At 72.3% G+C, this 26,101-nt stretch carries 26 protein-coding genes; 14 read left to right on the top strand and 12 right to left on the bottom strand.

Annotated elements, in window-relative coordinates:
• Positions 1-10: 10 nt before the first annotated feature.
• A complete protein-coding gene (locus QSK15_RS25785) occupies positions 11-601 on the bottom strand; it encodes an MmpS family transport accessory protein (RefSeq protein WP_285796743.1) in 591 nt (196 codons plus the stop codon).
• Between the two features lie 354 nt (positions 602-955).
• Here QSK15_RS25785 and glmS point away from each other — a divergent pair, with 354 nt between their 5' ends.
• On the top strand, positions 956-2,869 hold the full coding sequence (gene glmS, locus QSK15_RS25780; RefSeq protein ID WP_285796742.1) for a glutamine--fructose-6-phosphate transaminase (isomerizing): 1,914 nt from the start codon (positions 956-958) through the stop codon (positions 2,867-2,869).
• Positions 2,870-2,872: 3 nt separating this feature from the next.
• Here glmS and QSK15_RS25775 read toward each other — a convergent pair whose 3' ends face one another.
• Both QSK15_RS25775 and QSK15_RS25770 read right to left on the bottom strand, forming a co-directional pair.
• Positions 2,873-4,465 (bottom strand): alpha/beta hydrolase, encoded by a 1,593-nt coding sequence (locus QSK15_RS25775; protein WP_285796741.1) that lies wholly within the window; start codon positions 4,463-4,465, stop codon positions 2,873-2,875.
• Complete coding sequence (locus tag QSK15_RS25770) at positions 4,462-4,758, bottom strand: hypothetical protein (RefSeq protein WP_285796740.1); 297 nt, start codon at positions 4,756-4,758, stop codon at positions 4,462-4,464. Before QSK15_RS25770 ends, QSK15_RS25775 begins: the two co-directional genes overlap by 4 nt.
• Positions 4,759-4,932: 174 nt before the next feature.
• On the opposite strand from QSK15_RS25770, the gene QSK15_RS25765 reads away from it, so the two are divergent.
• The 6 genes from QSK15_RS25765 (at position 4,933) to ung (ending at position 10,440) form a co-directional block, all read left to right on the top strand.
• Positions 4,933-5,301 carry a holo-ACP synthase gene (locus QSK15_RS25765; protein WP_285796739.1) on the top strand — a complete coding sequence of 123 codons (369 nt, stop codon included), beginning with the start codon at positions 4,933-4,935 and terminating at the stop codon, positions 5,299-5,301.
• Between the two features lie 55 nt (positions 5,302-5,356).
• Positions 5,357-6,826, top strand: coding sequence for an NAD(P)H-hydrate dehydratase (locus QSK15_RS25760; RefSeq protein ID WP_285796738.1), 1,470 nt, complete (start codon positions 5,357-5,359; stop codon positions 6,824-6,826).
• 89 nt (positions 6,827-6,915) lie between these two features.
• On the top strand, positions 6,916-8,034 hold the full coding sequence (gene alr / locus QSK15_RS25755; protein ID WP_285796737.1) for an alanine racemase: 1,119 nt from the start codon (positions 6,916-6,918) through the stop codon (positions 8,032-8,034).
• 55 nt (positions 8,035-8,089) lie between these two features.
• Positions 8,090-9,193, top strand: coding sequence for an alpha/beta fold hydrolase (locus QSK15_RS25750; protein WP_030330019.1), 1,104 nt, complete (start codon positions 8,090-8,092; stop codon positions 9,191-9,193).
• A complete protein-coding gene (gene tsaE / locus QSK15_RS25745; RefSeq protein WP_285796736.1) occupies positions 9,190-9,672 on the top strand; it encodes a tRNA (adenosine(37)-N6)-threonylcarbamoyltransferase complex ATPase subunit type 1 TsaE in 483 nt (160 codons plus the stop codon). The genes QSK15_RS25750 and tsaE overlap by 4 nt, the downstream gene beginning before the upstream one ends.
• A gap of 66 nt (positions 9,673-9,738) precedes the next feature.
• On the top strand, positions 9,739-10,440 hold the full coding sequence (gene ung, locus QSK15_RS25740; protein ID WP_285796735.1) for a uracil-DNA glycosylase: 702 nt from the start codon (positions 9,739-9,741) through the stop codon (positions 10,438-10,440).
• 40 nt (positions 10,441-10,480) lie between these two features.
• On the opposite strand, the gene QSK15_RS25735 is transcribed toward ung, so the two are convergent.
• A complete protein-coding gene (locus QSK15_RS25735; RefSeq protein WP_285796734.1) occupies positions 10,481-11,185 on the bottom strand; it encodes a helix-turn-helix domain-containing protein in 705 nt (234 codons plus the stop codon).
• Between the two features lie 388 nt (positions 11,186-11,573).
• On the opposite strand from QSK15_RS25735, the gene tsaB reads away from it, so the two are divergent.
• From tsaB to QSK15_RS25715, 4 genes are read left to right on the top strand one after another with little or no spacing between them, the layout of a single operon-like run.
• Entirely contained in the window at positions 11,574-12,251 is a 678-nt protein-coding gene (tsaB, locus tag QSK15_RS25730; RefSeq protein WP_285796733.1) for a tRNA (adenosine(37)-N6)-threonylcarbamoyltransferase complex dimerization subunit type 1 TsaB, read from the top strand.
• A complete protein-coding gene (gene rimI, locus QSK15_RS25725; protein ID WP_285796732.1) occupies positions 12,248-12,730 on the top strand; it encodes a ribosomal protein S18-alanine N-acetyltransferase in 483 nt (160 codons plus the stop codon). Before tsaB ends, rimI begins: the two co-directional genes overlap by 4 nt.
• Positions 12,723-13,769 (top strand): tRNA (adenosine(37)-N6)-threonylcarbamoyltransferase complex transferase subunit TsaD, encoded by a 1,047-nt coding sequence (tsaD, locus tag QSK15_RS25720; protein WP_285796731.1) that lies wholly within the window; start codon positions 12,723-12,725, stop codon positions 13,767-13,769. Before rimI ends, tsaD begins: the two co-directional genes overlap by 8 nt.
• Before the next feature lie 14 nt (positions 13,770-13,783).
• On the top strand, positions 13,784-14,038 hold the full coding sequence (locus QSK15_RS25715; RefSeq protein WP_030330028.1) for a hypothetical protein: 255 nt from the start codon (positions 13,784-13,786) through the stop codon (positions 14,036-14,038).
• A 32-nt stretch (positions 14,039-14,070) separates the two neighbouring features.
• Here QSK15_RS25715 and QSK15_RS25710 read toward each other — a convergent pair whose 3' ends face one another.
• The 8 genes from QSK15_RS25710 to QSK15_RS25675 all read right to left on the bottom strand — a co-directional run bounded on the left by QSK15_RS25710 (position 14,071) and on the right by QSK15_RS25675 (position 21,605).
• Complete coding sequence (locus QSK15_RS25710) at positions 14,071-14,811, bottom strand: DUF4142 domain-containing protein (RefSeq protein WP_285796730.1); 741 nt, start codon at positions 14,809-14,811, stop codon at positions 14,071-14,073.
• Positions 14,812-14,935: 124 nt separating this feature from the next.
• Positions 14,936-15,232 carry a DUF1707 SHOCT-like domain-containing protein gene (locus QSK15_RS25705; protein ID WP_285796729.1) on the bottom strand — a complete coding sequence of 99 codons (297 nt, stop codon included), beginning with the start codon at positions 15,230-15,232 and terminating at the stop codon, positions 14,936-14,938.
• Positions 15,233-15,251: 19 nt separating this feature from the next.
• Positions 15,252-16,433 (bottom strand): ROK family protein, encoded by a 1,182-nt coding sequence (locus QSK15_RS25700; protein WP_285796728.1) that lies wholly within the window; start codon positions 16,431-16,433, stop codon positions 15,252-15,254.
• A 22-nt stretch (positions 16,434-16,455) separates the two neighbouring features.
• The gene (locus QSK15_RS25695; RefSeq protein WP_285796727.1) at positions 16,456-17,718 is read right to left on the bottom strand and encodes a sugar ABC transporter permease; all 1,263 of its coding nucleotides are present in this window, start codon (positions 17,716-17,718) and stop codon (positions 16,456-16,458) included.
• Complete coding sequence (locus tag QSK15_RS25690; RefSeq protein WP_030330038.1) at positions 17,715-18,533, bottom strand: ATP-binding cassette domain-containing protein; 819 nt, start codon at positions 18,531-18,533, stop codon at positions 17,715-17,717. The genes QSK15_RS25695 and QSK15_RS25690 overlap by 4 nt, the downstream gene beginning before the upstream one ends.
• 114 nt (positions 18,534-18,647) lie before the next feature.
• Positions 18,648-19,739, bottom strand: coding sequence for a sugar ABC transporter substrate-binding protein (locus QSK15_RS25685; protein WP_285796726.1), 1,092 nt, complete (start codon positions 19,737-19,739; stop codon positions 18,648-18,650).
• A 179-nt stretch (positions 19,740-19,918) separates the two neighbouring features.
• Complete coding sequence (gene ybaK / locus QSK15_RS25680) at positions 19,919-20,398, bottom strand: Cys-tRNA(Pro) deacylase (RefSeq protein ID WP_285796725.1); 480 nt, start codon at positions 20,396-20,398, stop codon at positions 19,919-19,921.
• Between the two features lie 10 nt (positions 20,399-20,408).
• Complete coding sequence (locus QSK15_RS25675; protein WP_285796724.1) at positions 20,409-21,605, bottom strand: THUMP-like domain-containing protein; 1,197 nt, start codon at positions 21,603-21,605, stop codon at positions 20,409-20,411.
• Between the two features lie 265 nt (positions 21,606-21,870).
• On the opposite strand from QSK15_RS25675, the gene groES reads away from it, so the two are divergent.
• The 3 genes from groES (at position 21,871) to QSK15_RS25660 (ending at position 25,745) form a co-directional block, all read left to right on the top strand.
• Positions 21,871-22,179 carry a co-chaperone GroES gene (gene groES, locus QSK15_RS25670; RefSeq protein WP_007465101.1) on the top strand — a complete coding sequence of 103 codons (309 nt, stop codon included), beginning with the start codon at positions 21,871-21,873 and terminating at the stop codon, positions 22,177-22,179.
• Between the two features lie 70 nt (positions 22,180-22,249).
• Entirely contained in the window at positions 22,250-23,890 is a 1,641-nt protein-coding gene (gene groL, locus QSK15_RS25665; protein ID WP_279518977.1) for a chaperonin GroEL, read from the top strand.
• Positions 23,891-24,023: 133 nt separating this feature from the next.
• Positions 24,024-25,745 (top strand): molybdopterin-dependent oxidoreductase, encoded by a 1,722-nt coding sequence (locus tag QSK15_RS25660; RefSeq protein ID WP_285796723.1) that lies wholly within the window; start codon positions 24,024-24,026, stop codon positions 25,743-25,745.
• Positions 25,746-26,101 lie beyond the last annotated feature (356 nt).

The following is a 26,101-nucleotide window of genomic DNA, read 5'->3' as shown; positions in this document are numbered from 1 at the left end:
CCTCGGAGATTCAGCCGAAGCAACTGGCCCGCGACGCCGCGCCGCCGACCCGCTCCGTAACCGGCGCGCCACCATCGACAGCGACCGAGCAGGCGATCGACTCTCCCGTGCCGACGGCCCTGCTGACCTGCACCATCAACTGGTCACGCCGGTCAGTGCGAATGTTCGTGCGCCACGGCAGCTGCACCCCGTCCAGCCAGATGCTCTCGCCGTTCGCGTCGTGGTAGACGATGTCGGCCCGCCCCTGTCCGGTCGCCTCGTAGACCACCCGCACCTGACCGGGGCCGGTGGACGGCGTCGTCGCGGGTCGAGCTGAGGCGTTCGGCGTTGGGGTGGCGACCATCGGAGCCGCGGGTGGCGCCTGCCGGGGATCGGCAGCGAGCGACTCGGCCTGGGGCTGGTCGTGCGGCCGGAGCAGTGCGTACCCGCCGAGACCGCCGAGCAGGAGCGCCGCCGTGAGGAGCGCGCTGGTCAGCAACCGGCGGCGGGGGTTTGGGCCGCCGAGCTGAGGCTCGACGTCGGCGGACGGAACCGGGGCGACATCGGGCGACGCCGACGGTTCGGGCGATGACGGATCGGAGGGCGGCGTTCCCTCAGGCATGACTGCTCCAGTCAGGGTCAATGGGTAGGCGAGCAAGCTTTTCGCCCGGCTTGGCGGGGCACGGGGAGCTTACCGAAGGGCGATGACGCACCTTCTGTCGCTTTCGCCTCGTCAGACAGCCCGCTCGCGGGGATGTGGACGTGCAGGGGTGGGGGCCGCCGCTGAGCAGATGCCCCGCTCGCTGCTTGCGGCCTCGCTCTACGGGTAGATGAGGGCGGCGGCCGCATCGCGGCACCTCAGAGCGGGTTTCCGCGCCGGGCGTCGTCGCCGCCTCGGTGATTTGCTCAAACTTGATGTTCGTTTACCCGGCTTTCGAGCACCCATCATGAGTGAAACTGGGTTAGGCTGCGGGCCATGTGTGGAATCGTGGGATACGCGGGCGCGCGCCCCGCACTCGGCATCGTCCTCGACGGGCTGCGGCGACTCGAATACCGCGGCTACGACTCGGCAGGCGTCGCGATCGTCTGCGACGACCAGCTGCTGACCGAGAAGAAGGCCGGCAAGCTGGCCAACCTGGAGAAGGTGCTCTCCGAGCGGGCCGCCGACGACCCGACCTCCTGCGCGGCCAGCCCGATCGGCATCGGTGACGGCACCACCGGCATCGGGCACACCCGGTGGGCCACCCACGGCGGCCCGACCGACCGCAACGCCCACCCACACGTCGCCCCCGACGGGCGGGTCGCGGTGATCCACAACGGCATCATCGAGAACTTCGCCAAGCTCCGCGCCGAGTTGGAGGCCGACGGCGTCCAGTTCAGCAGCGACACCGACACCGAGTGCGCAGCGCACCTGCTCGCCGCCGCGCTGGCCGACCTGCGCGCCGCCGGCCAGCCGGACAGCCCGCAGCTGCTCGCCGCCGGCATGCGCGTGGTCTGCCAGCGACTGGAGGGCGCGTTCACCCTGCTCGCCGTCGACGCCGCCGTGCCCGGCGCGGTGGTCGGTGCCCGACGCAACTCGCCGCTGGTGGTCGGCCGCGGCGACGGGGAGAACTACCTGGCCAGCGACGTGGCCGCGTTCATCGAGCACACCCGGGAAGCGGTCGAGCTGGGCCAGGACCAGATCGTGCTGATCACCGGCGACAGCATCGAGATCACCGACTTCGAGGGCCAGCCCGCCGCCGGCAAGGACTTCCACATCGACTGGGACTCCTCGGCCGCGGAGAAGGGCGGCTACGACTGGTTCATGCTCAAGGAGATCGAGGAGCAGCCGCAGGCCATCGCCGACACGCTGCTGGGCCGGCTCACCGAGACCGGTGAGATCGGCCTCGACGAGGTCCGCCTCAGCGACCAGGATCTGCGCGACGTCGACAAGATCTTCATCGTGGCCTGCGGCACGGCGTACCACGCCGGCATGGTCGCCAAGTACGCCATCGAGCACTGGACCCGGATCCCCTGTGAGGTGGAGCTGGCCAGCGAGTTCCGATACCGCGACCCGGTCCTCGACCGGTCCACGCTGATCGTGGTGATCTCGCAGTCCGGCGAGACGATGGACACCCTGATGGCGCTGCGCCACGCCAAGGAGCAGAAGGCCCGGGTGCTGGCGATCTGCAACACCAACGGCTCGACCATCCCCCGCGAGTCCGACGCCGTGCTCTACACCCACGGTGGGCCGGAGATCGCCGTCGCCTCCACCAAGGCGTTCCTCACCCAGGTCGTCGCCTGCTACCTGATCGGCCTGCACCTGGCCCAGGTGCGCGGGATCAAGTTCGCCGACGAGGTGGGCGCGGTGGTCGCGCAGTTGCAGGAGATTCCCGCCAAGCTGCGGGAGCTGCTCGGCCGGATCGAGCCGGTCCGCGAGCTGGCCCGGGACCTGAAGTCCGAGCCGACGGTGCTGTTCATCGGCCGGCACGTCGGCTACCCGGTGGCCCTGGAGGGAGCGCTGAAGCTCAAGGAGTTGGCCTACATGCACGCCGAGGGCTTCGCCGCCGGTGAGCTGAAGCACGGCCCGATCGCCCTGATCGACAAGGGCACCCCGGTGATCTGCGTGGTGCCCTCGCCGGTCGGCCGGGGCATGCTGCACGACAAGGTCGTCTCCAACATCCAGGAGGTCCGGGCTCGTGGCGCGCGGACCATCGTCATCGCGGAAGAGGGTGACGAGGCCGTCGTCCGGTACGCCGACCACCTGATCTATGTGCCGCGTACGCCCACCCTGCTGGCCCCGCTCGTCACCACTGTGCCGTTGCAGGTGCTCGCCGCCGAGATCGCTGCCGCCCGGGGGCACGACGTGGACCAGCCCCGCAACCTGGCCAAGTCGGTCACCGTCGAGTAAGCCTCAGCGGCCCAACACGACCCGGGCCATCCCGTCCAGCGCGGGATTGCCCGGGTCCCAGTAACCGGCGTGACCGCCTCGCCCACTGCCGAACACCCGGCCGCCGAACCCGGGATCCGACGGGTCGTGCCCGAACCACAGCTCGTGCCCGGTCTGCCCCGGCCAGCCCACCACGGCGGCCAGCGGCACCGTACGCAGCAGGGCCCGCCGGGCCAGCTCCTCCGGTGGTCGGGCCGCCCGGATCACGTCGTCGGGGGCGGTGCTCGCCCAGATCTCCGCTGGTGGCACGCCCAATTCACCGGCGTGCGACGCGCCGACACCGGGCGAGCCGACGAAGACCAGTGCGTCGGCGTCGAGCCCGTGCTCCCGGGCGGCCACACCAACCACCACCGACCCGTAGCTGTGCCCGAGCACCGTCTGCCGGGCCGGTGGCCCGTCGTGGCTGGCGCGCAGCCCCTCCTGGAAACGGTGCAACGCCTCGCCGGCGTCCCGGGCCTGACCCGTCGAGGCGGCCTCGGTCAGCAGGTCCGGGGCGTCGTAGTCCAACCAGAGCACCGCCGCGCTGCGCTCACCCGGGGCGAGCGCGGCGCACCGCTCCAGCACCCGGGCCACTCGGCCCAGCTCGCCGGGTGCCTCGTCCAGCCCGGCGGTCATCCCCGGCACGTGGGTCAACACCCGGTCGGCGTGGTCCGGGTCGCCGAGCGCCACCACCACCCGGCCCTCACCGGCCGGATCCAACCCGAGCAGGTACGCCCGTGGTGCCCCGCCGGAGGTCAACCGGTCGACCAGCGCGTCCAGGCCGGCCAGCCGCCCGGCCACCGCGTGCAGCCGGAACGCCGCGAGCGGCCCCGGCGGCACCCGGGACAGCAGCCGGCGACGCTCGGCCAGCAACTCCGCTCGCCACACGTCGAGCTGTAACCGGTTGGCCTGGTCGCGGGCGACCACCGGCACCCCGTCCAACCGGCCGACCACCGCCGGTTCGCGCCCGATCAGCCACCGTCGCTGGGCCGGGGTCAACCCGGACCACCAGGCGCTGACCAGCGCGGGGGCGGCACCGGGGGCCGGCCGGCCGGGAGGCGGCGGGGACGCCCAGCCGGTGCCTGCGGCCCGGGCCAGCTCGGCCAGCCGGTCGGCGGCGACCCGGTCGGCAGCGGCTGCCCCGTCGAGCGCGCGGCGCAGGGCCGCGGCGACCCCGGCCGCTGCCACCCCGGCCCGCTCGGTGGGCCGGACGCGGGTCGGATCGACCCGCACCCCACCCGAGCGGTCCACCAGCAGGCCGGCCGCGTCGGCCTGGGCGACCGCCTCGGTGAGCCGTGCCTTCGCCGCCGTCAGCCGACCGGCCAGCTCGGCCAGCACCTGGTCGACCTCGATCAGCGCGGGTGCGATCGAGGCCAGCTCGGCACGCAGCACGGCGAGCCGATCGTCCGCCGCCGTTGCCGCCGCACCCGACCAACCGTCCCGCAACCGCCCGCCGGACGCGCGCAGACCACCGACGCGCCGATCGAGCGGCCCGGTCAACCCCGCCCACGCTGCCCCGGCGGCCCGCCACTCCTGCGGGTCGACAGCCCACAGCTGCCGGTAGCCGACGCCGCTCACCGGGGCACTGCGGCGAACCGGTCGGCGACCCGCTCGTCTACCGTCTCGTACGCCTCGGCCGCCGCGCGGACCCCGCCGGAGGCCGCCGCGACCCGGGCGCCCAGTCGGCGGAACCAGGCGTGCCCGGCCGCCTCCAACCCGGCCAGCGCCGTGCCAGCTCGCCACTCGGGGGCCGCCACCACCAGCCCGGGCAGCCCGGCGAGGCCCATCGCCAACCGGTGCGCCTCGTCGTCAAGCAGGACAGCGACCGCCCGCAACTCCTCCGGACGGACCGTGAACGGCTCGTCGGTCATGACCACACCCCCGTGGACGATCGGCATCGACGCGCTGACGTTAGGCGCGCGCCACAGGTCGCGCGGTGCCCTGTGGACAGCCGACGTCGAGGCGTACCCCGGGGTGTCCACAGGCGTTGCCCAGCGCGAGCCCGACGGCTAATCTGCGGCCTCGACCGCCGGTAGGGTGGTGTGGTGATCGTCGCTGTCGGCATCGACGTCGTGCTGGTCGACCGGTTCGCCCGAGCCCTGGCCCGGACGCCGCCGCTGGCCGACCGGCTCTTCACCGAGGCCGAGCGGCACACCCGCTCCGGCAGCCCGCGCTCGCCCGAGTCGCTCGCCGCCCGGTTCGCCGCCAAGGAGGCCGTAGCCAAGGCGCTCGGCGCTCCGGCCGGGCTGAGCTGGCACGACTGCGAAGTCGTGGCCGACCCGGACGGTCGCCCCTGGTTGGCCGTCTCCGGCACGGTCGCCGCGGCGGCCGACGCGCGGGGGATCAACCACTGGCATCTCTCGTTGTCGCACGACGGTGGGATCGCGTCGGCGATGGTGGTCGCGGAACGATGACGTCGGCCGGGAGGGCCGCCCGGGCCCGCCCGCGAACGGAATGGGACACGGTGGCATGAGAGCGGTATGGCGGGTGGCCGACGTACGGGCGGCCGAGGCGGGGTTGATGGGCACCCTGCCGGAGGGAACGCTGATGCAGCGGGCCGCCGCCGGCCTGGCCCGCCGGGCGGCGCTCGTGCTCGCCGAGCGGGGCGGGGTCTACGGCGGTCGGGTGCTGCTGCTGGTCGGCTCCGGTGACAACGGCGGCGACGCGCTGTACGCGGGGGAGCGGTTGGCCCGCCGGGGTGTGCGGGTGTCCGCGATGCTGGTCAGCCCCGGGCGGGCGCACGCCGCCGGCCTGGCCGCGCTGCGCGCCGCCGGCGGACGGGTGGTGCCGGGTCCGGCCGGCCCGGTCGACCTGGTCCTCGACGGCATCGTCGGCATCGGTGGCACCGGTGGGCTACGGGCGAACGCGGACGAGATCGTCCAGCGCCTCGACGAACTGCGCGGACGGGACGGGGAACGGGCCACGGTGCTGGCGGTCGACGTGCCCAGCGGCGTCGCTGTCGACACCGGCCACGTACCGCTGTCCGCGTCCGGCCGGCCCACAGCGGTGCGCGCCGACGTGACGGTGGCCTTCGGCGCGCTGAAACCCGCCCTGGTGGTCGGGCCGGCCGCCGCCCTGGCCGGGCAGGTCGAGCTGGTCGACATCGGGCTTCGGCCGTGGCTGCGCGGCACTCCGGCGCTGCGGGTCACCGAGTGGTCCGACCTGGTCGACTGGTGGCCCGAGCTGGGCCCCGCGTCGGAGAAGTACACCCGGGGCGTGGTGGGCGTCGCGACCGGCTCGGCGACCTACCCCGGCGCGGCGGTGCTCTCCGTGGGCGGCGCGCTGGCCGGGCCGACCGGGCTGGTCCGCTACGCCGGCAGCGCCCGCGCCGAGGTGCTGCACCAGCACCCCTCGGTGATCGCCAGTGAGCGGGTCGCCGACGCGGGCCGGGTGCAGGCCTGGGTCTGCGGCTCCGGGCTGGGCACCGGCGCCGACGCGGCGGCCGAGCTGCGTGCCGTGCTGGCCGCCCCGGTGCCGGTGGTGCTCGACGCCGACGCCCTGACCCTGCTGGTGGACGGCTCACTCGCCGACCGCCTGCGGGGTCGGGACGCGCCCATCGTGGTCACCCCGCACGATCGGGAGTTCACGCGTCTCTGCGGTGAGGAACCCGGTGCCGACCGGGTCGGCGCGGCGCTGCGGCTGGCCGCCTGGATGAACGCGGTGGTGCTGCTCAAGGGCGACCGCACGGTGATCGGCACGCCGGACGGTCGGGCGTACGTCAACCCGACCGGCACGTCGGCGTTGGCCACCGGCGGCACCGGTGACGTGTTGGCCGGGTTGCTCGGCTCGCTGCTGGCGGCCGGGGTGCCCGCCGATCGGGCTGCGGCGGCGGCCGCGTACCTGCACGGGCTCGCCGGGCGGGAGGCGGCCCGGGGTGGGCCGGTGACCGCGCCCGACGTGGCCACCGCGTTGCGTCCGGTGTTGGCCCGGCTGGGCTGAACGGGCCGTTCCAGCCGCGCTGCGCGGATCGCCGCGCCGGGACGTGCGTCGCCGCCCGCCGTGATCACGGCGGAAAGTAGGCTGGGCACATGTGGCAGGCCGAGGTACGCGTCGATCTTGACGCCATCCGCGAGAACGTGGGCAGGCTCCGCTCCGGCACTACCGCCGAGTTGATGGCGGTGGTGAAGGCCGACGGGTACGGCCACGGCATGCTTCCGGCCGCCCGCGCGGCGCTCGACGGCGGCGCCGACTGGCTCGGCGTCTGCACCCTCGACGAGGCGCTCACCCTGCGCCGGGGCGGGGTGACAGTGCCGGTGCTGGCCTGGCTGCTCGCGCCCGGGTTGCCGCTGCACGAGGGGGTCAGCGCCGGGGTGGACCTCGGCGCGGCCAGCCTGGGGCAACTGGACGAGATGATCGAGGCGAGTCGCCTCGCCGGGCGCCCCGCCCGCCTCCACCTCAAGATCGACACGGGGTTGTCCCGGGGCGGCGCGACAGTCGCGGACTGGCCCGCGCTGCTGGACGCCGCCGCGAAGGCGCAGGCCGACGGCCTGGTCGAGGTGGTCGGCGTGTGGAGCCACTTCGTGTACGCGGACTCGCCCGGCCACCCCACCACCGACCGCCAACTGGCCGTCTTCCACGAGGGGCTGGCCATGGTCGAGCGGGCCGGGCTGCGACCGCGCTGGCGGCACCTCGCCAACTCGGCCGCCACCCTCACCCGCCCGGACACCCACTTCGACCTGGTCCGTCCGGGCCTGGCCATCTACGGGCTCTCCCCGGTGGCCGGCGAGACGTACGGGTTGCGGCCGGCGATGAGCGCCCGCGCCCGGGTGATGCTCACCAAGCGGGTGCCCGCCGGCACCGGCATCTCCTACGGGCACGCCTACACGACGCAAGCCGACGCGAACCTGGCGGTGGTGCCGCTCGGGTACGCCGACGGGGTCCCCCGGCACGCGTCCAACACCGGCCCGGTGCAGCTCGGCGGCGTACGCCGGACGATCTCGGGGCGGGTCTGCATGGACCAGTTCGTGCTCGACTGCGGCGACGACCCGGTGGCCGACGGCGACGTGGCGACGCTCTTCGGCAGCGGCGTCGACGGCGAGCCGACCGCTGACGACTGGGCCGAGGCGGTCGGCACGATCAACTACGAGATCGTCACCCGGTTCGGCGGCACACGGGTGCCCCGCGTCTACGACGGCGAACGACCGTGAGCGTGAGGAGTGAGCCGGGGTTGCGAGCCCCGCAGTCGCGAACCAAGGTGGCGCCGTGAGTTATCGCATTCCGCGTCCGCGGACGGCCGCTGGTCGGGTCGCGGGGATCGTCGGCGCGGCGGTGGGGGTGGCCGCGGCGGGGTTGGCGGCCGGGGTGGCGACCGAGCGGACCCTGGTCCGCCGGCTCAAGGCCGACCCGGCCGACCGCTACGCGCACGAGACGTTTGACGAGCAGCGGTACGACGAGGCGTTCCGGCTGGAGTTGCCGGACGGCACCGACATCCACGTCGAGGTGGTCGAGCCGACCCGGCCGGTGCCGGGGCGCCCGACGGTGGTGCTGGTGCACGGCTTCTGCCTGGACATGGGCACGTTCCACTTCCAGCGCCAGATGCTCGCCGCCCGCGGTGACTACCGGATCGTGGCGTACGACCAGCCCGGTCACGGCCGGTCCGGCCGGTTGGAGACCGGTGAGTACGACCTCACGGTGCTCGGCCGGACGCTGCGCCAGGTGATCGACCGGACCGCCCCGGACGGGCCGCTGGTGCTGGTCGGCCACTCGATGGGCGGCATGACCATCATGGCGTTCGCCGAACTGTTCCCGGAGCTGTTCGGTGACCGGGTGGTGGGCACCGTGTTGATGGCCACGTCGGGCGGGCTCATCGCGGAGACCAAGCTGGTCGCGCCCGCGCTGCTCGGCCGGGTCGGTGGCCCGGTGCTCTACATGGTCAGCAACGCCACCCGCTACGGCGGGCCGGTGATCGACAAGGCCCGCAAGTCCACCTCGAACGTGGCCTGGCTGTTGACCCGCAAGTACGGCTTCGGCACCCGCAAGCCCAGCCCGTCGCTGGTGTCCTACGTGGAGGCGATGAACTCCCGGACGTCGGCCGACACGGTGACCCGCTACCTGCGGACCCTGGCGACCCACTCGCGCTTTCCGGCGCTGGCGGCGCTGGCGGCGACTCCGGTGCTGGTGGTGGTCGGCGACAAGGACATGATCACTCCGGTGACACACTCCGAGGAGATCGTCCGCCGGTTGCCGCACGCCGAGTTCGTGAAGATCAAGGACAGCGGTCACGTGGTGATGTTGGAGCACGCGGACGAGGTCAACGCCGCCCTGGCGCGGTTCCTGGAGTCATTGCAGAGCGGGGAGGAACGGTGAGTCACGTCGTCAAGCTGCCGGCCGTCGAGGACACCCGGGATTTCGGCCGACGGCTGGCCGGGCTGCTGCGCGCCGGCGACCTGGTGTTGCTGACCGGCCCGTTGGGTGCCGGCAAGACCGCGCTCACCCAGGGTATCGGCTCCGGGCTCGGTGTCCTCGGGGACATCACGTCGCCGACCTTCGTGATCGCCCGGGTGCACCGACCCGACCCGGCCCGGGGCGGTCGGGTGGCACTGGTGCACGCCGACGCTTACCGGTTGGGTGACGCCACCGATCCGCGCGCCGAGATCGACGACCTGGACCTCGACGCGTCGGTGGACGACTCGGTGACAGTGGTGGAGTGGGGCGAGGGCCTGGTGGAGCAGTTGGTGGACGCGCATCTGCGGGTCCGCATCGACCGCCGCGACGACGACACCCGCATCGTGGAGCTGGACCCGATCGGCGGCGACTGGGCCCGGCGGCTCGCCGATCTGGGCTAGCTCGGCGGCTGTCGTACCCGATGCCTAGAGTGCGGGGGTCCGACCCGCGCTGTGAGAGGTTCCTCAATGCCCGACGACGCTCCCGCCCTGGATCTGCTGGCCCTGCTGCCGGAGCAGTGGCGTGCCGTGCTCACCCCGCACCTCGACCCGGCCCGCACCGCCGCGCTGGGCGAGTTCGTCGCCCGGGAGTACGAGACCCAGACCGTCTTTCCACCGCTGGAGGATCTGTTCTCGGCCTACCGGCTCTGCCCGCCGCAGGGCACCCGGGTGCTGATCCTGGGGCAGGATCCCTACCACCGGGCCGGGCAGGCACACGGGTTGAGCTTCAGCGTCCGTGACGGGGTGACCGTTCCGCCGTCGTTGCGCAACGTCTTCAAGGAGCTGGGCGAGGACGTGGGTGTTCCCAAGCCGCGTGGCGGCAACCTCAACGGTTGGGCCGCCCAGGGTGTGCTGTTGCTCAACGCGGTGCTGACCGTCCGGCAGGCCACCCCTGGCTCGCACGCCAACGCCGGGTGGGAAGAGTTCACCGACGCGACGATCCGCGCACTGGACGCGGCACCGGAGCGGGTGGTCTTCCTGCTCTGGGGTGGCTACGCCCGTAAGAAGGCCGCGCTGGTCACCAATCCGCAGCACGTGGTGCTGGAGGCAGGCCACCCCAGCCCGATGAACCCGCGTGGCTTCCTGGGCAGCCGTCCGTTCAGCGCCGCCAACAAGGCGCTCGCCGACGCCGGCCTGCCCACCATCGACTGGGAGCGCACCGCCGGCTGACCGGGGACTCGGCCGGCGGTTGGTTCGACCGGTAGTTGGCTCAGCCGTCGCTGGCCAACTGCCGGCCCCGGTAGCGGCGTAACAGTTCGGCGGAGCGTGGCTCGCTCAGCTCCAGTTCGACAAGCGGCACCACCTGGTAACTCCGCCCGCCGTGGCATACCTCGATCGTCTCGGGCAATTCGTCGCACATCGTGGCCCTGATCTCCCCGTAGCGAGTCGACCACAGATGGTCGCCCGGTTCCTCGGGCTCCAACCACACCCCGCCGAACTCACCCCAGCGGGCGTTCCACCGCTGGCCGTAGTTCGTCTCCAGCCAGCGGGTGAACGGCTTGGAGTCCTGCCAGCGCAGGGCGATCTCCAGCGCGTCGACCGGCACCGGCGCGCCCTGTAGCAACGCCGCGGTGCATCCGGTGATCACCTGCGGGAAATCGGTGAGCCGATCCAGTAGCCGATCCAGCCCCAACCCGTCGATCCGCTCGGCGATCGGCCGGGCGGCCAGGTCGTCGATCTGGGCGTCGAGGTGCGCGTCCAACGGCTCGACCCCGACCACCAACTGCACGTCCATCGCGGCAAGCAATCGCTCCAGCACCGGGAGGGTCGGCGCTCGCTCACCGCGTTCGAACCGGGCCACCACCGCCTGGTCGACCTCGGCCAACGCGGCCAACTGACGCTGGCTCAGCTCGCGCAGCTGTCGTTGATGCCGTACTTCACCGCCGAGAAGGGTGACGAGGCGAGTAGATGACATGTCGGCATGGTCTCCCACCGGCGAGATGCCCGGGATCCCGCTGCGGCAGGTCGGCGACTTGCGGTGCGATCCGCGCGCCCCGCAATCGCTGGCGCATGACCTGCCGGGCCTCGCTTCGATGAGCGTGATGTCTGTGGGTCATCACGATGACTCACAGACATCAGGCTCGTTAGCGAATGTGGTTGCAGGACTCGTCAGTGGCTAGGCATTGGGCGCGGCGGCCGACGGCGGCGGCGGCAGCCTGCGGCGGGGCAGTCTGCGGCGGGACGGGACGAGGCGGGACGAGGCGGGACGAGGCGGGGCGGGACGAGGCGGGGCGGGGGCCACAGGCGGGTGGTGGGGCGGGGCGTGACCGGGGCGCGGGGCGGGGCGGCTAGGCTGGCTTACCGTGCTCGTACTCGTGGTGGACAGCTCGACCCCCGCGGTCACCGCGGCGCTGGTGGAGGTCTCGGCAGACGGCGTGGCGTCGCGGGCGCAGCGGTGCACTGTCGATGCCCGCGCGCACGGTGAGCTGCTCGCGCCCCAGGTGGACGCGGTCCTCGCCGACGCCGACGCGCGCCCGCGTGACCTGACCGCCATCGTCGCCGGGCTCGGCCCGGGACCGTTCACCGGGCTGCGGGTCGGGCTCGTCACCGCCGCGACCATGGGTCAGGTGCTCGGCATCCCCACGTACGGTGTCTGTTCCTTGGACGCCATCGGCTACCCGGCGGCGTCCGGCGCGCCCGTCCTGGCGGGCAGCGATGCCCGGCGCAAGGAGCTCTACTGGGCCGTCTACGACGGCGCCGGTCAGCGGATCGTCGGGCCTGAGGTGTCCGCACCGGGGGTCGCCGCCGCGCGCGCCCGCGAACTGGGCGCGACGATCGCTGTCGGTGACGGGGCGCACCGGTACGCCGAGGTCCTGGACCTGCCCGTCCGGGTCGAGCCGCGCTACCCGGACGCGACAGTGCTGGCGCTGCTCGCCGCGGAGCGGATCCGGGCGGGCGCGCCCGGCGAGCGGCTCACCCCGCTCTACCTGCGCCGCCCCGACGCGGTGGCGGCGACCGGCCGCAAACCGGTCCTGCCATGACGGCGGTACGGCTCGAACCGTTCCGCTGGTGGCACATCGACGACGTGCTGCCGATCGAGGCGGACCTCTTCGGCGCCGAGCAGTGGTCGCCCGCCATGTTCTGGAGCGAACTCGCCAACGGGCACCACTACCGGGTCGCCGTTGACCAGGACGGTTCGGTGCTCGGGTACGCCGGGCTCGCCGGCGTACCCCCGGACGAGGTCTGGGTGCAGAACATCGCCGTCCGCCGGGACGCCCAGCGGCGGGGTGTGGGCCGCGCCCTGCTGGAGGAGTTGCTCGCCGAGGCGGCCCGGCGCGACGCCCGCAGCGCCCTGTTGGAGGTCGCCGTGGACAACGCCGCGGCACAGCGGCTCTACGCGACGTACGGGTTCGAGCCGATCGGGGTGCGCCGCGGCTACTACCAACCAAGCAACACCGACGCGCTGGTCATGCGGCGCGACGCCGAGCTGACCGGGGACGGACCACGCGACCATGGCTGACGAACCACTGATCCTGGGTATCGAGACCTCCTGCGACGAGACCGGCGTCGGCATCGTGCGGGGACACACCCTGCTGGCCGACGCGCTCGCCTCCAGCGTCGAGGAACACGCCCGGTTTGGGGGTGTGGTGCCGGAGGTGGCCAGCCGGGCACACCTGGAGGCCATCGTGCCGACCATGGACCGGGCGCTGACCGAGGCGGGCGTCACGCTGGCCGACATCGACGCGATCGCCGTCACCTCCGGGCCGGGACTGGCCGGTGCCCTGCTGGTCGGTGTCGCCGCCGCCAAGGGGTACGCGCTCGCTGCCGAGAAACCCGTCTACGGCGTCAATCATCTCGCCGCCCACGTCGCGGTGGACACCCTTGAGCACGGCCCGCTGCCCGAGCCCGCCATCGCGCTGCTGGTGTCCGGCGGCCACTCGTCCCTCCTGCTCGTCGACGACCTGGCCCGGGGCGTCACCCCGCTGGGCGCCACCATCGACGACGCGGCCGGCGAGGCGTTCGACAAGGTCGCCCGGCTGCTCGGGTTGCCGTTCCCGGGCGGTCCGCCCATCGACCGGGAGGCCCGGGCCGGCGACGCCGCCTCGATCGCCTTCCCCCGGGGTCTGACCGCCGCCAAGGACCTCGCCGCCCACCGGTACGACTTCTCGTTCTCCGGTCTGAAGACGGCGGTGGCCCGGTGGGTCGAGGCTCGTCAGCGCGCCGGCGAGCCGGTGCCGGTGGCCGACGTGGCCGCGTCCTTCCAGGAGGCGGTCTGCGACGTCCTCACCAGCAAGGCGCTCGCCGCCTGCCGCGCCCAGGGCATCGAGACCCTGGTCATCGGCGGGGGAGTGGCGGCGAACTCCCGACTGCGGGCGATGGCCGAGCAGCGGGCCGAGAAGTACGGCATCCAGGTCCGGGTGCCCCGGCCGAAGCTGTGCACCGACAACGGTGCGATGGTGGCCGCGCTCGGTTCGCACCTGGTCGCCGCCGGGGTCGCGCCGAGCCGACTGGACCTGCCGGCCGATTCGGCGATGCCGCTGACCACTGTCAGCGTGTGACGGAGGCGGCGGACATGATCGTGCGGATGTGGGAGGCGCGCGCCGAGGCGTACGGCGTCGCCGACCTGATCACCTGGGTGTGCGACACCGCCCTGCCCGAGGTGGAGCACGACCCGCTGCACGTCTCCAGCGAGGTCTTCTCCTCCACCGACCACCGAGTGGTGGTCATCTCCAAGTGGCGCAGCAACCCGCGCCCGCTGCCGGATCCGCCGGCCCTGTTGGTGGCCCGCGCCCCGCACTCCTGGGACTTCACCCAGGTAGACCGCTGACGCGAGCCACCAACCGCTGCCACCGCTGACCGTCAGCTGCGGCGCAACATCCGGTACGTGGCGATCCCGCCGGTGCCCAGCGCGGCGAGGAAAACCAGCCAGACGACAGTGCTGCTGACCCCGACCTGGGGGCCGGTGTTGGCGGAGGCGGCGGCCAGCAGCCCGTCCTCACCCGGGGCGGGCAGCGCGGCCGGCGGCAGCTCCGGCCAGCGGACCAGGCCGGTGCTCTCCAGCATCTGCATGTGGTGCTGGACGAATCCGTTGGCGTCCTCGCAGAGCTTGCGGACGGTGGCGTCCCGGGTGCTGGCCCGTACCGCCCCGATCACCGGGAAGATCTTGCCGTGGGCGACCCGGAGCCGGGTGACGAAGATCTGGTCGAAGCGGGCGCCGGACGCCTTCTGCATCTCGGCCAGCCAGCCCTTCTGCTCGGCCGTCGGCTCCGAGGGGATGGTCGCGCCGAGTTTGTTGGCCGCCTCCACGACGAGTTCGTCGAGCTTCTGGTGCTCGTTCGCGATGCCGGCGCCGATCTCCCGGACCTTGGCGGACTGCCCCTTCTCGGCGGCCATCTGGCCGGCTGGCATCTCCCACAGCCCGGCCAGCCGCACCCCGTTGAGCAGTGTCATGTCGGCGGCGTTGAGCTGCTGGCCGCCAGCGGGCGCGGCGACGGCCACTCCGGGCAGGACACCGACCCCCGCGATGATCGCGATGAGCAGCAACGCCGCACGGTGGGTCCGATTGCCCAGTCGGCGATGGGCGGATCTGAGCGGTGCCATGTCTGTGGTGCCTCCTCGGTCCGGACCGGAACGCGTCTGGACCGGGCAGCCGTACCTGCCGGTTGCCCGTCCGCCCACTGGTACGGACTGATCGCACGATCAGTTCACCGTCGGGCGGCCCGGATCAGCGGGTGACGGCGAGCAGGCCGCCGAGCAGCAGCAGGGTGAGCGCCGCGGCGGCGAAGACCATCAGCAACTCCTGACGCCCGCGCCCGACCGGATTGGCATCGACGACCGGGTCCGGCAGGGCCGGTAGGTCGCGGGTCAGCGCGGCCAGGTCACCGAGGGTGCGCGCCGTCCACACCGCACCGGCCCGCTCGGAGAACTCGTCCAGGGTCAGCCGGCCCGCCGCGGTGTGCTGGTGCAGCGCGGCGACCACCCGGTTGCGGTCGTCGTCGGAGGCGCGCAGCTCGACATCCACGCCGGACAGCGTACGCGGCTCAGCCCACGTCGAGGGGGTCCGCGAGGAGCCGTTCGAAGGCCAGCTCGGCGGCGCCGATCAGGGGCGCGTCACCGCCCAGTTTCGGGGTGCGTAGCCGGACGTGTTCCAGGCAGGCACCGAGCGCGTTGGAGTTGAGCCGACTGCGGATCTGGGCTGCCGCCGCGAGGTAGAGGTCACGCATGGTCCCCCCGAAGATGACCATCTCGGGGTTGAAGATGTTCACCAGGTTGGCCACCCCGAAGCCGAGCCAGTCGCCGGCCTGACGGACCGCCGTCTGGGCCCGGGCGTCTCCCCGGTCGGCCGCGTCGAAGACCTCCAACAGTGCGTCGCGGCCCCGGGCGTCGGAGCGGCCGGCGGCGTGCAGGAGGCCGTGCTCGCCGATCTCGGTCTCCCAGCAGCCCCGGGCGCCGCACTCACACTGCTTGCCGTCGCGGACCACCTTCATGTGGCCGACCTCGCCGCCGTACCCGCCGTGGCCGGTCAGCCGACGTCCACCGGCGATGATGCCGGCCCCCACGCCGACGTCGCCGTACAGGTAGAGGACGTTGTCGCAGCCCGCCGCCACACCCCGGGCATGCTCGGCGAACGCGGCGACGTCGGCGACGTTGCCCACGGTGATCGGCACGGCGATGCCCAACTCGTCGGCGAGGGCCGCGCCGATCGGCTCGTCCACCCAGCCAGTGGTGGGGCCGAGCCGGACCAGACCGTCGTCCCGGCGGACCATGCCGCAGACCGCGACGCCGGCACCGACGCAGATCGCGTCCGCCGGAACCGTCTGCTGCATCTCCTTGACCGCGCCGGCCAGCAGCGGCGCGGCCTCCGCGGCCAGCAGGCCGCGCGGCCGGTCCAGATCCCGGCGGTCCAGGACCGCGCCGCCCAGCCCGATCCGGGCCGCGCGCAGGCGGTCCACCTCCACCGAGTACGCGTACGCGTAGACCCGGGCCGACTCGGGCCGGACGACAAGTGACGGTCGTCCGGCCCGGCCGGTTTCCTTCGGTGCCCCTTCGCTGACCAGCCCCACTGCGGACAGGTCGGCGGTGAGCGCGCCGATGGTGCTGCGGTTGAGGCCCAGCGTGGTGGTCAGTTCGGCGCGTGTGGTCGCCCCGTGGACGTGCACGTGCCGCAGCAGGGCACCGAGGTTCTGCCGTCGGACGTCATCCTGGCTCGGTCCTGGGCGCATGCTGGTGCTACCTCCCGCGCGGTCAGCGGGTGCCGGTGGCTGCCGCGCGGCGGCGGGAGAGCGCGTCGACGCTGGCGGCGAGCAGCAGCACGACGCCGGTGACCACGTACTTGACTCCCGCGCTGTACCCCATCAGGCCCATTCCGTTTTCGATGACCGCGACCACCGCGCCACCGAGCACGGCGTCGAGGACGCGGCCCTTGCCACCGAAGAGGCTGGTGCCGCCGATCACCGCCGCGCCCACCGCGTAGAGCAGTACGTTACTGCCCCCGGTGTTCGGGTCGACCGAGTTGGCCCGGCTGGCCGCCACGATGCCACCGATGGCGGCCATCGACGAGCAGATCATGAAGACCGAGATCCGGATCCGGTCGACCTCGATGCCGGCCCGCCGGGCGGCTTCCCGGTTGCCGCCCACGGCGTAGATGTGCCGGCCGTAGCTGGTGCGTTGCAGCACGAAGGTCCCGATGACCAGCAGCACCGCGATGACCGGCACGACGATCGGCACGCCCTTGAGTGAGCTGATCAGGACGTTGCGGCTGCGCTCCAGGTTGAGCACGTACACGGCGGTGCCGAGGATGACGGCGAGCCCGCCGATCCGCAGCGCCACCACCGCGATCGGGTCGGTGATCAGACCGCGGGCCACCCGGGTGCGGTGACGCAGCAGTTGCACCGCCGCGTAGCCGACGACCGCGACGGCGGTCAGCGCCCAGCCCACTGTGGGGGCGAGGTTGCGGTTGGCGATGGCGACCAGCACCTCGTCGCGGACGGAGATGTTGGTGCCCTCCTTGACGAGCAGCAGCACGACGCCCTGGAAGGCGAGGAAACCGGCGAGGGTGACCACGAAGGACGGAATGCCGATCTTCGCGACCAGCATGCCGAGCGTGGTGCCGATGACCACGCCGGTGGCGATCGCGGCGAGCACGGCGACCCACCAGGGGTAACCGAGCACGGTGACCACATTGGCCAGCACCGCCGCGCAGACCCCGCTGGCGAAGCCGGCGGAGAGGTCGATCTCGCCGAGCAGCAGCACGAAGACCAGACCCATCGCGATCAGCGTGACCGCCGCGCCCTGGGTGAAGAGGTTGGCGAAGTTGCCGGCGGACAGGAACGACGACGGCCGCATGATGGCGAAGACGGTGCAGAGCACGATCAGGCCGAGCACGGCCGGCAGCGCGCCGACGTCGCCACCCCGTACCCGACTCAGGTAGTTGCGGACGTGGCCCCCGACGGTCGGCGGGGGTGTGACGGCGGCGGGGCCGTCCTTCCGCACGGCGGTGGTGGTCATCGGACGCCTCCTGAGATCGAGTCGGCCGGCTGCGGGCCGTCGCCGTTGCTGCCCGGGTCGGTGGCGAGGCCGAGCCCGCCCGAGCGCCCGGCGGTGATCAGCTCGACCACCTGGGCGTGGGTGATGTCGGTGGTCTTCACCTGGGCGACCATCTGGCCGAGGTACAGCGCGGCGATCCGGTCGGAGACGGCGAAGACGTCGTTCATGTTGTGCGAGATGAGCACCACGGCCAGGCCGTTGTCGGCGAGGCGGCGGACCAGTTCGAGCACCTGGGCGGTCTGTGCCACGCCGAGCGCCGCGGTGGGCTCGTCCAGGATGACCAGCTTGCTGTTCCAGAGCACCGCCTTGGCGATGGCCACTGTCTGGCGCTGACCGCCGGAGAGGCTGGAGACGTGCTGGCGAAGTGAGGTGACGGTGCGGATGGAGAGCCCCGCCAGCGTTTCGGCGGCGAGCTGTTCCATGGTCGGCTCGTCCAGGACGATGCCGCTGCGCTTCTCCCGGCCGAGGAACATGTTCTGCACGATGTCCAGGTTGTCGCAGAGCGCGAGGTCCTGGTAGACGACCTCGATGCCGAGCGTGGCGGCGTCGCGGGGGCTGCCGATGTGTACCGGTTCACCGTTGAACAGGAACTCTCCGGCGTCGATGGGGTGGATGCCGCTGATGCACTTCACCAGGGTCGACTTGCCGGCGCCGTTGTCGCCGACCAGTGCGGTCACTTCGCCCGGGTGGACGGTCAGGGCGACGTCGCGGAGCACCTGGACGGGACCGAAGCTCTTGTCGATCCCGCGGAGTTCCAGCAGGGGAGTCGCGGACACGGGGGTCTCCTTCTTAAGGGAGGGTCGGGGCCCGTCCGGCGGGCGCCGCCCGGCACGGGAGGGTGCTCCCGTGCCGGGCGGCGATGGTCGTCCCGGCGGGTACTGCGGCGTCGGTCAGCTGATACCGGCGTCGGCGCAGAGCTTGGCGTACGCCCCGGCGCAGACCTCTTCCTTGGTCACGTAGCCGTCGGCGATGACGTCCTTGACGTTCTCCTTGTAGATGGCCTTCGGGGTGAGCAGCACCGACGGGACGTCGCGGCCACCCTCCGGGTCCTTCACCGTCTGGCCGGTGTCCTTCTTCTCGCCCTTGGCGAGCGCGATGGCCAGGTCGGAGGCGGCCTTGGCCTCTTCCCGAACCGCCTTGTAGACGGTCATGCACTGGTCACCGACGAGGATGTTCTGCAGACCCTCGGTGCTGGCGTCCTGCCCGGTCACCGGCACCTTGCCGTTGAGCTTGTTCTTCTTCAGGATCGAGATGGCCGCGTTGCCGAGACCGTCGTTGGCGGCCAGCACGCCGTCGATCTTGCCGTTGGCCTTGGTGAGCTGCTGCTCGAAGATCGTCGCGGCCTGCGCGTTGTCCCACGCCGGCACCGCGTCCTCGGGGCCCTTGACGTACTCCTTGGAGTCGAACTTCGGCTTGAGCACCGAGTCGTAGCCGGCCTTGAACAGGGTGGCGTTGTTGTCGGTGGGGGAGCCGTTCAGGTACGCCACGACGGGGTTCTTGACGCCCTTGTCGGTCAGGCACTTCGACAGGCCCTCGCCCTGGAGCTTGCCGACGGTCTCGTTGTCGAAGCTGACGTAGTACTGGGCGGAGCCGCCGAGGGTGAGCCGGTCGTAGTCGATGGTGGCGACGCCCTGCGACTTGGCCTTGTCCAGCACGGCCTTGCCGGTGCCGGAGTCCAGGTTGACGATCATCAGGGCGGTGACGCCACTGGTGATCATCTGGTCGGCGATGGTCTGGAAGGCGGTCTTGTCGTTCTGGGCGTTCTGGATGTCGTACTGGACGCCGGCGGCCTTGAACGCCTCCTCCAGGAACCGACGGTCCGCGGTCTCCCAGCGGGCCGAGGACTTGCTGTCCGGGAGGATGACGCCGATCTTGGGGGTCTTGGCGGCGGCGCCGTTGTCGCCGGAGTCGTCGCTGCAAGCGGTCAAGCCGCCGGTCGTGAGCAGGCCCACGGCGGCGATGGTGAGGATCCCCTTACGCATGTGCAGGGTCCTTTCGGAGGTGGGGGAGGTGTTGTTTTGTTGTGTCCGGCAACGTATTTCGCGTCACACCGGCTCCACAAGACCGCGCAGGTGCCTAGTTTGTTGGGAGCGATAACAATTCAGCAACGCGACTGTTACTCCGCGGGTATCCCACGGGGAAGGCGACGTAACGACCGTCGTCAGCTGGTCTGCAACGCCGCGGTGCGGGCGTCGGTGAGCGCCACCAGATCCGCCGCTGCCAGTTCGAGTTGCAGTCCGCGCCGACCAGCCGAGACGTAGATCGTCGGCAGCCGCAGCGCGGACTCGTCCAGCACCGTGGGCAACCGCCGACGCTGCCCCAGCGGGCTGATCCCACCGCGTACGTAGCCGGTTGCCCGCTCGGCGACCGCCCGATCCGCCAGCGCCGCCCGCTTGCCGCCGACCGCCGCCGCGAGCGCCTTGAGATCCAGCTCGCCGGTCACCGGAACGACCGCCACGGTGAGCGCCCCGTCGACAGTGGTCACCAGCGACTTGAACACCCGCTCCGGCGCCACGCCGAGCGCCACCGCCACCAGCGCGCCGTAGTTCGGGGCGTCCGGCGACACCCGGTACGGATGGGTGCGATGCGCGATCCCGCGCTTGACCAACAGTGCCGTCGCCGGCGTGCCCTGTCCCGCCACGGCGACGACGTTAGTGGACCGGCCGGCCGATGAGCACCGTCGGTGCGCCGTCGACCCGGGTGAGCACCAGGCTCGCCGCCTCGTCCCCGGCCAGCCGCAGGTCCTTGCGGAGCTGCTCCGGGACGAGCGCCGAACCCCGCTTGAGGATCTCCACGCGGCCCACCCGGCGGTCCCGCAGCAGCGCCCGCAGGCGCTTGAGCGAGAACGGCAACACGTCGGTGATCTCCAGACAGCGCGCGTACGGGGTGCGGGTCGGCTGGTCGGCGTAGAGGTAGGCGATGCTCGGATCGGCCAGGGTGGCACCCAGCTCGGCGGCCAGCTCGGCGACGAGATGCGCGCGCACCACCGCCGGCTCCGGGTCGTACAGGTAGCGGCGTACCGGCCCGACCGGCGCCTCGGCGGCACCCGAGCCGGTGAGCTGGTGACGGTGGATCTCGGTGCCCCGCTGCCGGTAGAGGGTGGCGCGGCGGGGCACCTCCGCCAGCTCGCCGCACCACAGCGCCGCCTCGACCAGGTCACCGTCGACACCGACCCACTCGGCCTCCGCCCCGGCCGGGATGAGCGCGTGGTCCAGGCCCGGCGCCACCTTCACCACGGTGCGCGGCACCCGCTCGGCCAGCCCGGTCACGAAGTCCCACGGCGGCGAGTAGGCGCGCGGGTCGAAGATCCGCCGCCCGGTGCCGCTCGTGCGGCGGGCCGGGTCGCAGAAGACGCCCTCGACGCCTGACACGTCGAACCCGGTCGCGTCGCCGCACTCGACGGTGAACAGCTCGGCCAGGCCGGCCGCGGTGGCGTTGGCGGCGGCCATCGCGGCGGTCACGGGGTCGGCCTCCACCCCGTACACCCGGATGCCGGCACGGGCGGCGGCCAGCGCGTCGGCCCCCAGCCCGCAACCGAGGTCGGCCAGCGTGCGCACGCCGGCCGCGGACAACCGGGCGGCCCGACGGTCGGCGACCACCCGGCGGGTGGCCTGCTCCAGGCCGGGGCGGGTGAGGAACATCCCAGCGGCGGCCGGACCGAACTTGCCGACCGCGCGGTGGCGCAACTCGGCCTGGGTGAGGGCCGCCGCGGCCAGCGTGGGCGGCACCCCGGCCGCGCGCAGCGCCGAGGCCGCGGCCAGCGGGTCACCGCCGGCCAGCCCGGCCGCCGCGGTGAGCGCGGCCGACCCCTCAGGGGTACGCAGCGCCGCCAGCTGATCGAGATCCACCCGGCCATTGTCCCGGCCGAGCCGGAAATCCTGGCTGGCGGGGCGCGACGCGCTGGCACTCTCCTTGACGGAGTGCTAGCCACGGAATAACCTGCGATTAGCACTCTCACCCTGAGGGTGCCAGCTTCCGGGTCTCGCGACCCGGGTGCGCACGCCAGGCGGACCGGCACCCGCGACGACGGCACCGCCCGGTGGCATGAGGCAGATTGACGCTGGCCAGCCCCGCTGGTCAGCAACGAAACCAGTACCCCAGGAGGGTATGCCCGTGACTACCGCGACCAAGGTTGCGATCAAGCCGCTCGAGGACCGCATCGTGGTCCAGGCGAACGAGGCTGAGACCACCACGGCGTCGGGCATCGTGATCCCCGACACCGCCAAGGAGAAGCCGCAGGAGGGCACCGTCCTCGCTGTGGGCCCGGGGCGCGTCGACGACAACGGCAACCGGGTTCCGGTTGACGTGCAGGTCGGCGACACCGTCCTCTACTCGAAGTACGGCGGCACCGAGGTCAAGTACGCCGGCGAGGAGTACCTGGTGCTCTCCGCCCGCGACGTCCTCGCGGTCATCGAGAAGTAAGCAACCGATCAGTGCCACTGCCCCGGTCCGGCTCGCCGGGCCGGGGCAATGGCGCTTCGAAGGGACATTCATGGCGAAGATCCTGAGCTTCTCGGACGACGCCCGGCACCTGCTGGAGCACGGTGTCAACGCCCTCGCGGACGCGGTCAAGGTCACCCTCGGCCCGCGCGGGCGCAACGTCGTCCTGGACAAGAAATTCGGTGCGCCGACGATCACCAACGATGGTGTGACCATCGCCAAGGAGATCGAGCTCACCAACCCGTACGAGAACCTTGGCGCGCAGCTGGTCAAGGAGGTGGCGACCAAGACCAACGACGTCGCCGGCGACGGGACCACCACCGCGACCGTGCTGGCCCAGGCCATGGTCCGCGAGGGTCTGCGCAACGTGACCGCCGGGACCAACCCGGCCGGCCTCAAGCGGGGCATCGACGCGGCGGCCACCAAGGTCTCCGAGGCGCTGCTCGGCAAGGCTGCCGAGGTCACCAGCAAGGACTCGATCGCCAACGTGGCGACGATCTCCGCGCAGGACTCCACGATCGGCGATCTGATCGCCGAGGCGATGGAGCGCGTCGGCCGCGACGGTGTCATCACCGTCGAGGAAGGCTCGATGCTCACCACCGAACTGGACGTGACCGAGGGTCTCCAGTTCGACAAGGGCTTCATCTCGCCGAACTTCGTCACCGACCTGGAGAGCCAGGAGTCCGTCCTCGAGGACGCGTACATCCTGGTCACCACCCAGAAGATCTCGGCGATCGAGGAGCTGCTGCCGCTGCTGGAGAAGGTCCTGCAGAACAGCAAGCCCTTGCTGATCATCGCCGAGGACGTGGACGGCCAGGCGCTCTCCACCCTGGTGGTCAACTCGCTGCGCAAGACCCTCAAGGTCTGCGCGGTCAAGGCCCCGGGCTTCGGTGACCGGCGCAAGGCGATGCTCCAGGACATCGCGATCTCCACGGGCGCCGAGCTGGTCGCCTCGGAGCTGGGCTACAAGCTCGACCAGGTCGGCCTGGAGGTGCTCGGCACCGCCCGGCGCGTCGTGGTCGACAAGGAGAACACCACGATCGTCGACGGCGGTGGCCAGAAGGCCGACGTCGCCGACCGGGTGTCCCAGATCCGCAAGGAGATCGAGGCCTCCGACTCCGAGTGGGACCGGGAGAAGCTGGCCGAGCGGCTGGCGAAGCTCTCCGGTGGAATCGCCGTCATCAAGGCCGGCGCGGCGACCGAGGTCGAGATGAAGGAGCGCAAGCACCGCATCGAGGACGCCATCGCGGCGACCAAGGCCGCGGTCGAGGAGGGCACTGTGCCCGGCGGCGGTGCCGCCCTGGTGCAGATCCTCTCGGTGCTCGACGACGACCTGGGCTTCACCGGTGACGAGAAGGTCGGCGTCTCGGTCGTGCGCAAGGCGCTCGTCGAGCCGCTGCGCTGGATCGCCCAGAACGCCGGTCACGACGGCTACGTCGTGACCCAGAAGGTCGCCGACCTCAGCTGGGGCAACGGCCTGGACGCCGCCAAGGGCGAGTACGTCGACCTGGTCAAGGCCGGCATCATCGACCCGGTGAAGGTGACCCGCAACGCGGTCACCAACGCCGCCTCGATCGCCGGTCTGCTGCTCACCACGGAGAGCCTCGTGGTCGACAAGCCGGAGCAGGCCGAACCGGCCGCCGCCGGCGGGCACGGCCACGGTCACGGCCACCAGCACGGCCCGGGCTTCTGATCCGGTAGCGACACCCGTTCCGGGGCGCACCGCCGTACGGCGGTGCGCCCCGGCCCGTTTCGCCGGCTGGCAGGTCATTACCGAACGCTGACGTTGTTGGCGACCGGCCGAGATGATCGCGCACACTGGGCCGATGAGCACCACGTCACGGCGGTACGCCGCGCTGGCCGGAATCACCGCCGCCGCCGTCGCGATCGGGATCGCCGAACCGGTAGCGGTGCTGACCGGCCCCCGGTCGGCACCCCTGGTCGCAGTCGGCGGGGTCATCGTCGACGCCGTCCCCGAGTCACTCAAGCAACTCGCCATCGACCTCTTCGGCACCGCCGACAAGATTGCGCTGCTGGTCGGCACTGCCGTGTTGCTGGGAGGCTTCGCCGCCCTCTTCGGCGTCCTGGCGGTTCGTCGGCTGGCACTCGGCCTGGCGGGCATCGGCACGTTCGGCGCCATCGGCGTCGCCGCGGCGTTGACCCGTTCCGGCGCGGACCTCGCCGACGCACTGCCGTCAGTGGTCGGCGCGGGTCTCGGTGCCCTGGTGCTCTGGCTGTTCATCGCCGGCCCGTTCGAACTGAACCCCTGGCCCTGGTCACCGCCCACGCCACCCCTCAGCCCGGTGTCGCCCGCCGGCCCGACCTCCGGGCCTCCCGCTGGGCCGGCGCCGGTGTCGCCCGCTGGGCCGACGCCAGTGTCTTCCGCCGGGCCGACCTCCGGGCCTCCCGCTGGGCCGGCGCCGGTGTCTTCCGGCGGGCCGACGCCGGCGGTCGAGCCGGTCGGGCCCGCCGAGGTGGACCCGGAGTCGCGGCGGCGATTCCTCACCGGGAGCGGGGTGCTGCTCGGAACGGCCGTGGTGGCCGGTCTTGGCGGGCGTTGGCTGGCGGGTCGGCGCGGCGTGTCCGCCGCCCGGGACGCGATCCGCCTGCCCGCGCCGGTCGCCCCCGCACCGGCCGTGCCGGCAGGCGCGAACCTCTCGCTGGCCCAACTGGCGCCGTACGTCACCCCGAACTTCGGGTTCTACCGGATCGACACCGCGCTGGTGGTGCCCCAGGTCGACCCGGACACCTGGCGGCTGCGGATCCACGGGCGGGTCGGCAAGGAGCGCACCTACAGTTACGCGGATCTGCTGGCCCGACCGCTGGTCGAGCGGTACGTCACCCTGGCCTGCGTCTCCAACGAGGTGGGCGGTGACCTGATCGGCAACGCCCGCTGGCTCGGCGTACCCCTGCGGGAACTGCTGGACGAGGTCGAACCCGACGACGACGCCGACCAGGTCGTCGGACGGTCTGTCGACGGTTGGACCTGCGGCACCCCCACCGCCGCGCTGCGCGACGGACGGGACGCGCTGCTGGCCGTCGGAATGAACGGCGAGCCGTTGCCGGTCGAGCACGGCTTCCCGGTCCGGATGGTGGTGCCGGGCCTCTACGGCTACGTGTCAGCCTGCAAATGGGTGACCGAACTCGAGCTGACCCGGTTCGCCGACTTCGACGCGTACTGGGTGCCGCGCGGATGGTCCCGCCAGGGGCCAATCAAGACCCAGTCGCGGATCGACACGCCCCGCAGACGCAACCGGCTGACCGCCGGGCCGGTCACCGTCGCGGGGGTGGCCTGGGCGCAGCACCGAGGCATCCGCCGAGTCGAGGTACGCGTCGACGACGGCCAGTGGCAGGCGGCCACGCTGGCCCCCACCGTGTCAGTGGACACCTGGGTGCAGTGGTCCTGGCGCTGGGACGCCACACCCGGCGAACACCGGCTCCAGGTCCGAGCGACAGACGCGACCGGTGAAACCCAAACCGACCGTACCCAGGGCGTTGTCCCGGACGGCGCCACCGGCTGGCATACCGTCACCGTCACCGTCCGCTGACCCCGACACACCACTGCCCCCTCCGGGCAACGGTGGGGCGGGTCCCCGACCTGACCGCGGGTCCATGGGCGATCTGCCGTCGCTGCCTCCGTGAGGTGGCCCGCCGGTACCGCGGCTGTCCTTCACCGCGGCGGGTGTCTCTTCGCGGTGGTGGGCGTCTTTCGCGGCGGTCGGTGTCCTCCGGGGCGGCAGATGGCTGATGGACCGGCGATGCCCGGACCCTGCATGCAGATCTTGGACAGTTTCCGTTCAAGCGGAACGGAAACTGTCCAAGATCTGCAATGAACGCCGCTTGATGACGCCATCGGCCGCCGCTGAGGACCCCTTCAGTGCGGCATCTCCCGTTGCGGTCCGCT

It is taken from the genome of Micromonospora sp. NBRC 107095 (assembly GCF_030269705.1).
Classification (GTDB): Bacteria; Actinomycetota; Actinomycetes; order Mycobacteriales; family Micromonosporaceae; genus Micromonospora; species Micromonospora parva.
The sequence above is the reverse complement of the archived record's forward strand: the minus strand, read 5'-3'. Positions and strand labels throughout refer to the sequence as shown.

Bases quoted from the DNA above. Each gene is read 5' to 3' on its own strand.
- QSK15_RS25715 (WP_030330028.1), top strand. From the start codon at position 13,784: ATGATCGTGCGGATGTGGGAGGCGCGCGCCGAGGCGTACGGCGTCGCC.
- alr (WP_285796737.1), top strand. From the start codon at position 6,916: ATGTGGCAGGCCGAGGTACGCGTCGATCTTGACGCCATCCGCGAGAAC.
- QSK15_RS25695 (WP_285796727.1), bottom strand. From the start codon at position 17,718: ATGACCACCACCGCCGTGCGGAAGGACGGCCCCGCCGCCGTCACACCC.
- QSK15_RS25685 (WP_285796726.1), bottom strand. From the start codon at position 19,739: ATGCGTAAGGGGATCCTCACCATCGCCGCCGTGGGCCTGCTCACGACC.
- groL (WP_279518977.1), top strand. From the start codon at position 22,250: ATGGCGAAGATCCTGAGCTTCTCGGACGACGCCCGGCACCTGCTGGAG.
- QSK15_RS25660 (WP_285796723.1), top strand. From the start codon at position 24,024: ATGAGCACCACGTCACGGCGGTACGCCGCGCTGGCCGGAATCACCGCC.
- QSK15_RS25735 (WP_285796734.1), bottom strand. From the start codon at position 11,185: ATGTCATCTACTCGCCTCGTCACCCTTCTCGGCGGTGAAGTACGGCAT.
- QSK15_RS25710 (WP_285796730.1), bottom strand. From the start codon at position 14,811: ATGGCACCGCTCAGATCCGCCCATCGCCGACTGGGCAATCGGACCCAC.
- QSK15_RS25760 (WP_285796738.1), top strand. From the start codon at position 5,357: ATGAGAGCGGTATGGCGGGTGGCCGACGTACGGGCGGCCGAGGCGGGG.
- QSK15_RS25785 (WP_285796743.1), bottom strand. From the start codon at position 601: ATGCCTGAGGGAACGCCGCCCTCCGATCCGTCATCGCCCGAACCGTCG.
- ung (WP_285796735.1), top strand. From the start codon at position 9,739: ATGCCCGACGACGCTCCCGCCCTGGATCTGCTGGCCCTGCTGCCGGAG.
- QSK15_RS25770 (WP_285796740.1), bottom strand. From the start codon at position 4,758: ATGACCGACGAGCCGTTCACGGTCCGTCCGGAGGAGTTGCGGGCGGTC.
- rimI (WP_285796732.1), top strand. From the start codon at position 12,248: ATGACGGCGGTACGGCTCGAACCGTTCCGCTGGTGGCACATCGACGAC.
- QSK15_RS25700 (WP_285796728.1), bottom strand. From the start codon at position 16,433: ATGCGCCCAGGACCGAGCCAGGATGACGTCCGACGGCAGAACCTCGGT.
- tsaD (WP_285796731.1), top strand. From the start codon at position 12,723: ATGGCTGACGAACCACTGATCCTGGGTATCGAGACCTCCTGCGACGAG.
- glmS (WP_285796742.1), top strand. From the start codon at position 956: ATGTGTGGAATCGTGGGATACGCGGGCGCGCGCCCCGCACTCGGCATC.